Annotated in this window: 8 protein-coding genes; 2 read left to right on the top strand and 6 right to left on the bottom strand. The window is 66.4% G+C overall.

What is annotated here, in order from left to right; genetic code table 11:
* Window positions 1-182: 182 nt before the first annotated feature.
* Together MJD61_21830 and MJD61_21825 are read right to left on the bottom strand one after the other, a co-directional pair.
* On the bottom strand, window positions 183-899 hold the full coding sequence (locus tag MJD61_21830; GenBank protein ID MCG8557898.1) for a HEAT repeat domain-containing protein: 717 nt from the start codon (window positions 897-899) through the stop codon (window positions 183-185).
* Window positions 900-974: 75 nt separating this feature from the next.
* Window positions 975-2,498, bottom strand: coding sequence for a hypothetical protein (locus MJD61_21825; protein MCG8557897.1), 1,524 nt, complete (start codon window positions 2,496-2,498; stop codon window positions 975-977).
* A 703-nt stretch (window positions 2,499-3,201) separates the two neighbouring features.
* Between MJD61_21825 and MJD61_21820 the strand changes: the two genes are divergently transcribed.
* The gene (locus MJD61_21820) at window positions 3,202-4,548 is read left to right on the top strand and encodes an acetate--CoA ligase family protein (GenBank protein MCG8557896.1); all 1,347 of its coding nucleotides are present in this window, start codon (window positions 3,202-3,204) and stop codon (window positions 4,546-4,548) included.
* Window positions 4,549-4,551: 3 nt separating this feature from the next.
* Here the strand turns inward: MJD61_21820 and MJD61_21815 are convergent, their stop codons facing one another.
* Genes MJD61_21815 through MJD61_21805 form a run of 3 tightly spaced genes read right to left on the bottom strand, consistent with a single transcriptional unit; the run spans window position 4,552 to window position 9,064 of the window.
* Entirely contained in the window at window positions 4,552-5,049 is a 498-nt protein-coding gene (locus MJD61_21815) for a GNAT family N-acetyltransferase (protein ID MCG8557895.1), read from the bottom strand.
* Complete coding sequence (gene uvrA, locus MJD61_21810) at window positions 5,046-7,916, bottom strand: excinuclease ABC subunit UvrA (protein MCG8557894.1); 2,871 nt, start codon at window positions 7,914-7,916, stop codon at window positions 5,046-5,048. Before uvrA ends, MJD61_21815 begins: the two co-directional genes overlap by 4 nt.
* Before the next feature lie 29 nt (window positions 7,917-7,945).
* On the bottom strand, window positions 7,946-9,064 hold the full coding sequence (locus MJD61_21805; GenBank protein MCG8557893.1) for a 4-hydroxythreonine-4-phosphate dehydrogenase PdxA: 1,119 nt from the start codon (window positions 9,062-9,064) through the stop codon (window positions 7,946-7,948).
* A gap of 269 nt (window positions 9,065-9,333) precedes the next feature.
* Between MJD61_21805 and MJD61_21800 the strand changes: the two genes are divergently transcribed.
* A complete protein-coding gene (locus tag MJD61_21800; protein MCG8557892.1) occupies window positions 9,334-10,851 on the top strand; it encodes a GAF domain-containing protein in 1,518 nt (505 codons plus the stop codon).
* Between the two features lie 19 nt (window positions 10,852-10,870).
* On the opposite strand, the gene MJD61_21795 is transcribed toward MJD61_21800, so the two are convergent.
* Complete coding sequence (locus MJD61_21795) at window positions 10,871-12,640, bottom strand: serine/threonine protein kinase (protein ID MCG8557891.1); 1,770 nt, start codon at window positions 12,638-12,640, stop codon at window positions 10,871-10,873.
* Window positions 12,641-12,897: the final 257 nt, after the last annotated feature.

The following is a 12,897-nucleotide window of genomic DNA, read 5'->3' as shown; positions in this document are numbered from 1 at the left end:
GTTCCAGGACACTAGTCGAAAGAGTTAGGGCCCGCGGGAGAATAACTCGTCTGTATCGCCGAGGGCCGGGCGCCGTTGGCAAGGCGCAACGACGAGGAATATTGGGGGTATTTCGAGGAGGCGCAACATAGCCAGCGGTGGTCGGAACCGGTGAGATGGATGAGTTGTTCTTCCGCGGGCCCTTAGCTTGCCTTCTGGAGTCTGCCCTTGCGATCCACCCGATAGCCGGCCGGCAGTTTCAAGTCCGGGGACGGTCCCAGGTCCCAGCCGGCATCGATGATCGAATCGAGGATGCGGACTCGCACGCGTACGCTCTCCTCTCGCTTGAGGCAGTCCATGAGACCCTGTTTCGCCTCGCCGGAGGGTTCCTGGGCCAGCAGGGCACCTGCCGCGTGAAAGCGCACGGTCTCGTTCGCGTCCTGCAGGAAACGGATGACCACTGGTGCAACGCGCTGATCGACCCGTTCCTCCAGCACAGCCAGAATCTGGATCTTGCGCTGGGGATCCCGCTCGTACTCGATGTCCATTCCTTCCAGAAGGCCGAGCAGCCTGCCGATCACCTCATCCGGCGCAACCAGCGCGTCCAGCATCTTCAGCGGCCAGCTGATCGATTCCGCGCGCCGCAAGAAAGCCACCACGGGTTCAACGGCCTGCTCTCCTGCACCAACAATCGCCTCGAACGCCAGGTCCTTCTCTTCTTGATCGGTAATGCTCGGATCTACATAAAACGTAAAGCGCGGCAGCAGCGCCGCAATCGCGTCGGCTCCGCCCATCTGGGCCAGTGCCTGTATGGACTCCCATCGATCGGGGGCCTGAGCCCGTTTATTCGCCACCCGCTCGGCGTGCTTTCGCAGCGCTGACGCACCGGACTTCTTGCCAAAAAGGCCTAGTAAACCCATCGATTTCCCAAGACGCGCCGGCGCTCGCGTCAACCCAAGGCTCGCACGTTCGAGCTCGGCGAACCGTACACGCCGTCAGCGGATGATGACCGGCCTCAACACTACCTGATCGCCCCGGGTTTGCACCTGGAAGCGCACCATGCGGCATCCGTGCTTCGCCACCAGGCTTCCCGCGTTTCCCTTCAGGCGCGCCACGAAACGTTCTCTGGGGATGTTCGAGACGTCCTCGCCAAGAGCCCGCTTCGCGGCAACGTACTCATCGTACACGCGAGCATAGTAGGCCTCTTCATCCTCCGCAGCGAGCGAAGCCCCCACCGCCGGGTCGTCCAGCGTTCCGTCCGACGCGGTTACACCTGCCGTCGCGTTCGTCTCGCGCGTGGTGTCCCGGGCGGGCCCTTGGGTCGCCGCCGAAGGCGCCGCCTCACCAAACGCAGCGTCCTTCCACATGCCCGCCTTTGGCGGGTGTGAGATGCGCCCGGTCTCGTCCTCGGTATCTTCCTCGGTGCCCGTGAACACGTTGAGGAGCTGATTGATGCGGTATGCCAAGCCGCCCAGCTCGGGACTGTCCGTCTCCAGACGCAGATCCGTGTTTCCGTTGATCACCGCAAGCACGCCTTCCTCGATCGCGACAATCGGACGCAGTATCGAGGTGCCCACGGTGAAACCGAAGGCCGCGACCAGAATCACTCCGAGCACGAGCGTGTAGAGTATCATATTTGCTGCCCCCACCAGCTCCAGGCGCACTGTTCGGTTGGCTAGTATGACGTACGCCATGCGCACCGATATCGACCCGGGCAGCTTCGCCGTAATCGCCACATAGTCCTGGCCCGCCAGGCTCGCTTGCCACGGGGAGCTCGAGGGCAGCTCACCGTTCATTACCTGCTGGGTCGTTGCCTTGTTCGTGCTGAACAGAAAGTCGTTCAGGGCCTTCACGCCCGAGCCGTCCAGAGACGAGCTGTAGACCCTTCCCTCGGCCAGGAACGCAACGTCGCCGCCGAGCAGCGTGGCCTCCCGCACCGCCACGCCGTTGGATAGGTCGTAGCCCACGACCAGCGCCCCCAAGCGCGTGCCCTTATGCGCGATAGCAGCGATGGAGGTCCGCAGGACCTTCTTTTCGCGTTCCTCCATCCAGGTATCCGATCGCGGCTCTCCGTCTTTGAGCACATCGCCGAGCGCGGGTACCGCTTCCAGAAGCGACTGCCCAAACATCAAGTTTCGGGCGCCGTTTCGGGCGACCACTCGACCCGTCTCATCCACGACCGCCGCGATATCTGGCGCACCCCATTTACCCCGGGCTGGATCACCCATAAAGGCAACCACGTTTTCGGCGGCCTCGAACGCTCGTGTGCGCCGGCTGTTCAGGTCCAAACCCGCAAAAACGTCGCGTAGCTGCTTGGATTCGGCCCGTTCTTCAACCCGCTGCAGCAACTCGATGGAGCTCAGTCGAAACGAGCGGTCCAGCAGCACCTGGCTGTTTGCGATCCCCGCATCGACCTCGCGGTTCAGCTCGGATCGAAGCTCGCCGCGTACCATCTGGAAACCGACGAAGCCCAGCACGACTACGATCGCGACGTTGCCGGCGATTATCTTCAGCCGCATCTACGCATCTCCTGTACAGGCTCAGTTTTGGGACCGCGGCCCCACCCCACGTCCGGAAAATGCGCACTACCGAAGCACTGGATATCCGTTCAAGGCCACCTTCCCGTTTCGCCGGCTCCGACCACCTCTGGCTGCGTTGCTTCTCCTCGAAACACCACGCGTGCTCCTCGTCGTCGCGCCCTTGCCAGCGGCGCCCGGCCCTCGCCGATCCGGGAGCGTTATTCTTAGAGCGTTGTTCTCAGGGCGGATCCCGAACGCGCTCCGGTATGCGGCTGCGGATTCCGGAATATCATCGGCTGGTCAACAGGGTCAAGCACCGCCGAGATCACGGGCTACCTTGGCGCCCCGGAAAGGGCCACGGCCAAGCTTCGATGGCGTCTCGTGCGGTGCCTGGGCTGCGGACTCGGCCGCAATCGCAGCCGCCTCCGCCATGCGGGTGCCCATCGATGGGGTGGCCCCGAAGTCCGTCACCGATGCGGGCTCGGCGTTGCCCTGCCCGCGCCGGACCGGCGCCGAGGCCGTTGGTCGAGCCCGGCCGAAAACTAGTGAGGCAGGTGCTGACGTGTACAATTGCCCTCTCCGCCGAGTCGGCCCTCGAGGACGTTCTCGCTCATGCAGGCTCCCTCGTGCACGTCCCAGCACCAGCGCCCATCCGAACGCAACGCCTGATTCCCAGCGCACCACTTGGATTGAGGGCGGCGCTGTGAGCTCGTGGAATGTGATCTGCGACAGCGCGGAGCTCGCTGTCGAATGTGCCAACGGCGCCCGTGGACTGGGACTTGCCATTGCACCACGTATCAGCAGAGCTGCCGTGAAGGACGCCTTGAGCTCGCTCAAGACCCATGAGCCAACGGCACTCGGACTGCTGCAGCCGCCGTCGTTGGACCAGGTGGTACACCTGGCGTACGTTGCTCGCGGTCAGGGACAGCACCTCGTGCTAGCCGTGCTCAACAAGCAGGAAAGCGCCTCGACCACCCGCGACGCGGCCCTGGACCTGGGGATCTGCGCGGTGGACGAAGTCCGCCCCTTGTTGGCGCTGCTCGCCCTGTTGCGAGCTGGCGCCCGAGCGCCCTGGACCGCCAAGCTTGGGCGTCTGCCCGACGCGGATCGTCAACGGCTGCGCGCCGCCGTGCGAAGCGGGTCGGACTCCGATGGGGAGCTGCAGCGCGTGGATGACGCTGTGCTGACCTGGAAGTCTGCGGCAGATGCGGCACCAGTCGCCCTGGGCGAAGCCAGGGATGTCGCCGCCGCCCTCGCTGCTCTTCGTACCACCTGCGATACCACTGCCGAAGTGGAGTCAACCGTGGATGGTGTGGAATCCCAGGCCGTGCTGGACGTGATCTACGGCCCTCGGCGTGCGCTCTCCGATCCCGCGAGCAAGGCGGCCCTGCGTCCCTATGGGCTTCCATTGCCGGTCGAAGAGCTCTGTACCAGCGCGTCGCGCGCTGCCGCGGAAGCGAGTCGCATTGGGTTTCCAGTGCGGATCGCGCTCGCTTCACCCGACCTGCGCATTTGGGAGCATCCCGACCTGACCGTCCAGATGGTGGACAACGCTGCCCGAGTGCGCGAGGTGTTCCGCTTGCTCATGGGCCTCGGGCAACAGCGAGCGCCTGGGGAGCGCCTGCTGGGTGTGACCGTGGCCTCCGCGACGATCGCCCGTGCCTTGCTTGGTGTTGCGGCCTCGCCACTCGTGAGGGGCCGGATCGCCATGCAGATCGGCTTCGCAGACCCGCACGGGGCGGCATCTGGAGACGCAACGACGCTGGTGCTGCCGGCTCCCATCTCGGCCATCGCCCGTGGGCTTGCTCGCCTGCGTGGCGCACGTCTCGTGCTGGATAGCAGAGCCGCGGTCCGTGACGCGAACGTCGAGTCGATCGCTGACGTGCTTTTGCGCCTGGCGGCGTTCATGAACGACCGCCGAGCAGAAGTCGAAACGGTAGAGATGCGTCCGCTCGCGCTGTTGCCGGACGGATCGGCGGAGGTCCGAGAGGCATTGGTCATGGTGGGGGACGCCTTCGAACGGCGGATGCTGCGCGGGGGACTGCCGTGATGCTCACAAGTTTGGCAGCTCGGACTCGAGATATACTGAGTAGACGGTGATTGTCCCCCGGAGGGATTCGGTCGTGTCGAACGCGCGCCAGCCCCGCCGTTCAACGATGCGCGTCGCGGCGTCGGTCGACATGTAGAGCTGACTGAAGCCGAGCCGCCGGGCCTCTTTTTCTAGAGCAGCCACCAACATCGTGCCGATCCCTTGACGCCGATAGGTTGGAGCAACGAGAAACGCCGCGCCCCAGGGCGTCAACTCCGGGTGTGAAATCGACTCCGACTTGAGCGAGATGCAGCCGGCGATGTCCCCGGCATCAGTAGCCGCGACAAGACAGATAGGAAGTGCATCTCGGTTCATCGATTCCCGAAGGTCCGCTTCGGCGTTCCCTGGTCCATCGGATCCGTAGTAAGGGCGCCACTCATCGACGAACCAATCAACCAACGTTGCCAGAGCATCCTGCGTGTCCGCGAGATACCGGATTCGGATGTCCGCCTCGCGAGTCATGAGCCGGGGCTCGGTTCCCCACCGGCGTCGTGCTCTGCGATTGCCTTCGCAAACGCTGGCTGGCGGCGGACTCGGGATTCGTGCGCCCGCAGGTAGCGCCCGGTGTGCGAGCTCGGAGCCCGCATGAGGTCGTCCGGAGTTCCGCTGGCAACCACTCGACCCCCCTGACCGCCCCCTTCCGGGCCCAGGTCGACGATGTAGTCTGCCGCCGCGATCAGATCCAAATGGTGCTCGACCACAACCACCGTGTTGCCGGCGCTCACCAACTCGCGCAGCACGCTCAAGAGGACGGCTACATCGCTGAAATGCAGTCCGGTCGTGGGCTCGTCCAACAGGTAGAGGGCACGTCCACTTGCGCGCCGCTGAAGCTCCTTGGCGAGCTTGAGTCGTTGGGCCTCGCCCCCGGACAGCGTGCGCGCGCTCTGGCCGAGCTCCAGATAACCAAGGCCCACTCGTCGAAGGCCGGCGAGCCGATCACGTATGGGCGTGAACGCGGCCAGCAGTTGCAGAGCGTCGTCTGCGGTCAGCGACAACACGTCCGCGATGCTGTGGCCTCGGTACTGGATCTCGAGCGTCTCACGATTGTAGCGAAGCCCCGAGCATTGCTCGCAGCGCACGTACACATCGGGCAGAAAGTGCATCTCGACCCGCAAGGTCCCATCACCCTGACAAGCCTCGCAGCGGCCGCCCTTCGCGTTGAAGCTGAAGCGACCAGGGGTGTAGCCACGAGCACGGGCTTCTGGAAGCGCTGCAAACACCTCGCGCAGTGCCGTGAGCACGCCGGTGTAGGTCGCCGGATTGGACCGCGGTGTGCGGCCGATCGGTCTCTGATCCACATGCACCACCCGGTCTAGGCCCTCGAGGCCACGGATGACCGCTCCACCTGGCGCCGCGCGCGCGTTGTGCAGCCGCTCGCGAGCCAGCGGCAGCAACGTGTCCATCACCAGGGACGACTTGCCGCTCCCGCTCACCCCCGTCACGCAACACAGGGCACCCAAGGGCAGTTTGACACGTGGCTCCTTGAGATTGTGGATCGAGGCGTTGTCGATCGTCAGCCAGCCTTTGTGGCGCCGCTCTTCTTGTGCGATGCAGTCTACCCGCTTGCGCCCGGCAAGATACTGGCCTGTCGGCGACTGCGGGTCGTGAGCGATCTGATCCGGAGTGCCCGCTGCGACCAGACGGCCGCCCTGGCGACCGGCGCCGGGACCCATGTCCGCTATCCAATCTGCGGCGAGGATCGTATCTTCGTCGTGCTCGACCACCAGGACGGTGTTGCCTCGGTCGCGCAGGTTGGCGAGCGCCTGCAGCAACCTGGCGTGGTCGCGCGCGTGCAGTCCGATGGAGGGTTCGTCGAGCACGTACAGCACTCCAACCAACCCGGAGCCGAGCTGCGTTACAAGCCGTGAGCGCTCCGCCTCGCCGCTCGACAGCGTCGCGGTGGGACGATCGAGCGACAGGTAGGAGAGGCCCAGATCGACGAGCAATCTCAGCCGAGTGATCACCGCGTCGAGGGGCTGTTGCGCCATCGCCGCCGCGCGGGGGCCGAGCTCGATCGAAGCTAGAGACTGCAGCGCCTCGGCCAGGTTCGCCCCAGCCAGGTCGGCTATGCTCTTGCCCGCGACCCTTACGTGGAGCGCTTCAGGTCTGAGACGCGCCCCCGCGCAAGCTCGGCAGACCTCCGTGCGGGCGCAGGCATGCAGCGCGGCAGGCGCATCGTCGCGCCCCTCGAGCCCAGCTTGCCCCAGCTCGTGGCGCCGACCTCGCCGGCTCAATTCGGCGATCACACCGGGATGCCCCCCGCGACCGGACTGTTGCACGTCGCCGTGCAGTATGCGATTCCTGAGCCGCTCGTCGAGCGACTGCCACGGTACCGCCGCATCGACCCCGTATGCCGTGATCAAGCGCTTGAGCATGCGGCGGTAGGCAATACCGTTCGCGGGTCCCCAGGGCGCGATTGCGCCGTCCTGCAGGCTCAGGGTTGGATCGGGGACGATGAGGGCCGGGTCGAAGTGCAATTGGACGCCCAGGCCGCTGCAATCCGGGCAGGCCCCGGCCGGGCTGTTGAAGGAAAACGAGCGGGGCGACAGCTCCGGCACTACTTCGCCGCATGGAATACAGGCGAGCTTCGCCGACATCGTCATGGACGCAAGGCCAGCCGGCGCGATGCGCACTACGTCGTTGGCAACGTTCAGGGCCAGCTCGACAGCCTCCGTAAGCCGCTGGCGCACGCCAGGCTTCACCGATAGCCGATCGACAAGGACGTCGAGGTCGTGGCACCGTTTCAGGTCGTTGCCCGGGATCTCATCCAGACTGAAAGCCTGACCGTCTATCGTCACGCGCACGAAGCCCTGGCGCCGCAATTCGTCCAGCTTCTGCGCCGGGTCGCCCCGGCTTCGACTGAGCACCGGCGCCTGGACGCTGAATCGCGTACCTTCGGGCAGCGCCAAGACGCGGTCCACGATCTGCTGCACGGTGAAGCAGGTGATCGGGCGGTCGCACTTCGGACAGTGCGGTTGACCGACGCGGGCGAAGAGCAGGCGCAGGTAGTCGTAGATCTCTGTGGCGGTGCCAACGGTCGAGCGCGGATTGTCGCTCGGTGGCCGCTGCCTTACAGAGATCGCTGGCGAGAGCCCCTCGATGGAATCAACGTCCGGCCGCGGCAGCTGACCAACAAAACGGCGCGCGTACGCGCTAAGCGACTCTACGTACCGCCGCTGCCCCTCGGCGAAGATCGTATCGAACGCCAGCGAGGACTTGCCCGATCCGCTCGGCCCGGTGATGACGACCAGGCGATCGCGCGGGAGGCTCAGGTCGATGTTCTTGAGGTTGTGCTCGCGAGCGCCGCGAACGACGAGCTGACCGCTCACGGCCGACCCCTGCGCGCGGCTGGGCGGCATCACCCAGCGCCCCTCGGATCGCCCGGCTGGGCACTGCGCGGCACGCGCTCGACCGCAGGATCGGTCGCCGTGCCGGACGCGGGGAGTCGGAGCTCGGGGCGACCTCTGTCGCGGGCAAGTCGAGCGGCCATGCGCAACGCGGCTGTCATGCTGCCGGGATGGACCTCGCCGCAGGCCGATGCCTGATACGCCACTCCGTGATCCACGCTCGTTCGAACAAAGGGCAGGCCCCAGGTCACGTTGACCGCCCGGGCCCAGTCGAGCAGCTTGGAAGCGATGGTGGCCTGGTCGTGGAACATGGCGACCACGCCATCGACCGCTCTCGAAGCAGCCAGACGCAACGCTGCCTCTGCTGGAAGCGGTCCGATGAGCTCCAGACCCGGTATGGCCTCCTCGGGTTCTCCGCGTAGCTGCTCAAGCACCGGCACGACGACTTCCGCCTCCTCGGTTCCGAGCAGGCCGCCCTCCCCTGCGTGGGGATTCACACCGGTGACCGCGATCGTCACCGGCCCCCTGCGTCCGACGCCCAGAGCTCGCAGCGCGCGGGCCAGATGACGCACGCTACGAGCAACACGGGTGCCCCGAACCTGTCGGGGCACATCGGCCAGCCGCAGGTGGGTCGTAGCCAGCGCCAGTCTCAGGCGACGTCCGAGGAACATCATGGTTACCGCGTCGGGAGCCAAGCCTGAAACCTGCGCCAGGTACTCGGTGTGACCCGAGAACCCGGGTTTGACGTAGCTGACCGCCTCCTTGCTCACCGGGCCCGTAACCAGGGCTCGAGCCCTTCCCTGCACGATCGCATGCAGCGCGGCGTCGAGCGCGGCCAGCTGGGCGCGGCCTCCATCCACGCTGGGGCGGCGCAATCGCACGGTGGCTTCGCTCACTGCGCCGGTATCCGCCAGCCCCAGGGTTCCTTTCACCAGCTGGAACGGCGAGCTGGGTTCGAAGTATCTTATCTGACTCGGGGTGAAGCCTGCACGCAGCGCGAGCATCTTCAGCCTGGAGGCGTCACCGAAAAGAACGACACGCTCCGACGCGGCCACGGCTCGCGCAGCCCGCACGGAAACCTCCGGCCCGACACCGGCCGGATCCCCCACAGCCACCGCCAGAGGCATCATCCGTGTCCCGATCGACCGCCCCAGCTACTACGGTCCCCTCTGAGCGGCAAGCGCAGCGGGGCCGTCCGAGGATGCTAGCCCTGCCCGGTCGGGCGGGCAAACCCGGGGCTCGACTCGGGCAACTCTGCTCGACTCGAGCCTGTCTGTTCTTGATCGTTGACGCGACCCATGGCAAGGCACAGCACGTGACGTCATCAAGAAGCTGGAGACTCGAGACGATCTCCTCACGACATCCCCCGCAAACATGCGCGGTGGAGGCAGAACACTGGATGGCGGCGCTGCTGCAGGGCCGCCGGCAGCTTGGCCAATCAGCAGCCTTTCCCTACGGCGCAACCTGTGTGCTGGAATCCACAGGCGCTGTGGCCGTGCTCGATCCCGCAAGCCGTCAGCGCGTTGACGTGATGCCGGCTACATCGCCAGCTGCGGCCGAGACCGCCCTAGCCGAGGTCGCCAAGACCGAGGTCGCCAGAGCCGAGGTCGCCAAGACCGAGGTCGCCAAGACCGCGACCGCCCTAGCCGAGGTCGCCACAGCCGGGGTCGCCACAGCCGAGAGGGCAGGAGCCGAGGCCAGGCAGGAGCTCCGCCCGGAGACGGTGCCCGAGGAAGAAGCTGTCAGTGCCCCCGGCGACGACGAGCTGCTGGTCGAGGTAGCGCTGGCCGAAACCCCTGACGACGAGGAACAACCCGCGCAGAGCGCCGAGACTTCCCGGGCGGCGCCCGCAACGCTGGCGCTGCAAACGCCCGCCTCCCCACATGCCGAGCCACCTCCGCCGGAGGTGCCCGAGCAAGCCGGCGGCGGAAGAGTGCCAGCGCCAGACGCAGCAGCTCAGCCGCCGCCCGACGAGGCTGAGCTCTTCGATATCGAGATCGCGCTGCCCGTCGAGACCTCCCCGGCAGCGCCGGCACAGCCTCTGGAAGGCCCGCAGCCCGGGCGAGTTGCGACGGAGGGCTTCGATGTGATCCTGTCACGCGAGGAGCAACCGACCAAGGAAAACCCGCTCACGTACCGGGAACGCAGCTACTACGTCGCGGACGAAATCGACCTCGTCGCTGCCGAGGAGTTCTTGCAGGGCCAGCTGCGACGGCTTCAGGGCGAGCTGGAAGCCGCGCCGCGCGGCAAATTCATCAATCTGGCGGCCTTCGACCATCGCTGGAGCCAGCGACCGGAGCGCCCGCCGATCATCATGCTGCAGTGGAAGGACTGGCACGGGCAGGCCCGGCTGAGCTTCCCCGGACCGCGCAGGCGCAAGACACCGCTGGCGCAGCCCGGCCAAGACGAGCGTCTAGCCGAAGCGTTCGAAGCGCTGCAGGAGCTCGCGTTCATCGCTACCCCGCGGGATGCGCTGCAGTTCGTGGTGAAGATGTTGCGCAAGACCATCCCCGCGATCGCCACAACCGCCAGCCTCTACGACATCAACACGGACGAGCTTCGGGTGGTTGTCGCCGAGGGCCCCGAAGCCGAGCAGCTGCAGGGACGCACGATCCCACTGGGCGCCGGAATTGCCGGGGCCTCGGCACGGGTCGGTGGAAAGCCCTCGACCGTCCTGTCTCCGGCCGAAGACAGTCGCTACCGCGAGGAGCTCGATGGACGCCCGGGGCTCGAGGTGCGCAGCATGCTATTGTGCCCGGTAGTCCACGAAGGTCACCTGCTCGGGATGCTCCAGTTGCTGAACCGTCTGGACGCGGAGCGCTTTAGCAAGGACGATCTGCATCTAATCAACTATGTCGCCTCGCGACTGGCTGAGTTTCTACACCATGCCAGGATTCGGGCTGGCGCTCAGATCTAGGGGCCCGTCCAAGAGACGATTACCAGTCGGAACGAATTTCGGGAATCGGAGGATTCTCGGGCGTTGCCCCACGGCGCGGAGCGGAGCGCGCGGCCCCTCGCCGGGTTGCGGCACCGCGGCTCGAATCGACACGGCGCCTCGAATCGACACGGCGCCTCGAATCGACACGGCGCCTCGAATCGGCACCGCGGCTCGAATCGGCACCGCGGCTCGAATCGACACGGCGGCTCGAATCGACACGGCGGCTCGAATCGATTCTGCTCGGTATGGGAGCGCGCGAACGGTCACGGGATCGCTGCCCAACGCGCGGGACGAGCTTGTGCGCAACCGACTTGAGCGAATGCGCTCTACCCCCGCTTTGAGACATCGTGGACACAGGCTTCGGGTGCGGGTCTGCTCGCCCGGCGGGTGATGCGACTGGAGTGGCAGCATCCTGCAGAGGCCGCGGCATCGCCTGCTCGGCGCCACCAGGATCGGCGTTCGCAGCCGCCAGCCGCGCTGCAATCCGAGCCGAAGCAGCAGCTGGCACCACCCGTTCGGCACCCTGGTGGGCTCGCCCGAACGCAGACACGCTTTCCGCAGCAGGCGAGGCGGTACGACTCCGTTCAACAGTGACCGCTGGTGCATCGATCGCCGCCGGTTCCTGTGTGGATCCAACCAACAAGCTGGAGCCGAAGCTCCACGCCCCGAGCCCGACCAGCGCCATCAGAGCCGCGAACAAGGTGGGATGCCGAAATCTGCCCAGCACCCTGGGACGAGACCACTGCGCAGCCCCGTCAACCCCTTGAACGGATGAGGCCGGGCCCCCCGCACTCCGGCCATGCTGTTGGTCTGCAGTGCGGTCGACACCCTCGAGCTCCGCGGCGCACCAGCGCTTCCAGTCAGGCAGCCCAAGGGGATCCGGATCCAGAGGCACTTCCAAGTCGTCGGCCAGGGCGGTCGTAAGAAGTGCCCGAGCGAACTCCCGCATGCCGGGATAGCGCGCTCGTGGCTCCATCTTCAGAGCCCGATCGACAGCGGCCGCAAGCCGTGGTGCCAGAAAGGGCGCAGCGTCGCTCAGGCTCGGGGCAGGCTCGTGGACGATCCTCGACAGAACCACCGCAGGGGTGGGCCCCTCGAAAGGGCAAGTTCCGGCCAGGCAGCGATAGAGGATCGCTCCCATGGCCCAGACGTCCGCCGCAGCGCCCACCTCCGCGCCGCTGGCCTGCTCTGGCGCCATGTAGCGGGGCGTTCCCACGATGGCCCCGGCGCCCGTGACCGAAACCTCGTCGAACACCTTGACGATGCCGAAATCTAGCAGCTTCGGCTGCAGCCTATCCGGCTCTCGAGAATCGCGGCGCAGGAAGATGTTGTCTGGCTTCAGGTCGCGGTGGACCATGCGAACGTCGTGCGCGCTCGCTACCGCGCCGATCACCGGAAGCAGGAGCTCCAGGGTTTCGGCCACCGGGAGTGCGCCGCGCTGTGCCAGCTCCTGCTCGAGCGTGCGGCCTTCGAGCCGCTCCATCACGAGAAAGGGGGAGCCCTCGGCGTCCTGGCCCATGTCCAGGACATCCACCACGTTGGGGTGACGCAGGTTCGTGGCTGCGCGTGCTTCGCGCAGCAGTCGCTTCTTGCGGTCCGGTGCACCGCCGTCGCTTACGTTCAGCACCTTGACCGCCACCGCGCGGCCGGTCCAGGTGTGCGTCGCCGCGTAGACCACCCCCATGCCGCCCTGCCCGAGCACGCCGTCGATCCGGTACTTGTCGGCCAGCGTGCTCCCGATGCGCTCCTCAGGTGTCAGAATCGGCACGACCCCAAGTGTACTCGGGGTGTGTCCCGACCGACAGCCGGCAACCGGGCCGCGCTCGAGTGCAGCGCTCTCGGCCGATGGCCAGCTAGTATCCGTCCCGAAACTCCGGACCGAGCATGGCGCAGCGCCGCGGGGTCGGATGGCGTGTCGGCGAACCGAGGAAATGCAGCGCATGCGGCTGCCCCAGTCAATCGGGTTTTCATGCGGTCTTCTGGGCGAGCGCGCCCGCAGGAATCGCCCGAGGAGTACTGCTCGGC

The sequence above is a fragment of the Pseudomonadota bacterium genome, assembly GCA_022361155.1.
GTDB lineage: Bacteria > Myxococcota_A > Polyangia > Polyangiales > JAKSBK01 > JAKSBK01.
This window is presented reverse-complemented; position numbering and strand designations above follow the sequence as displayed.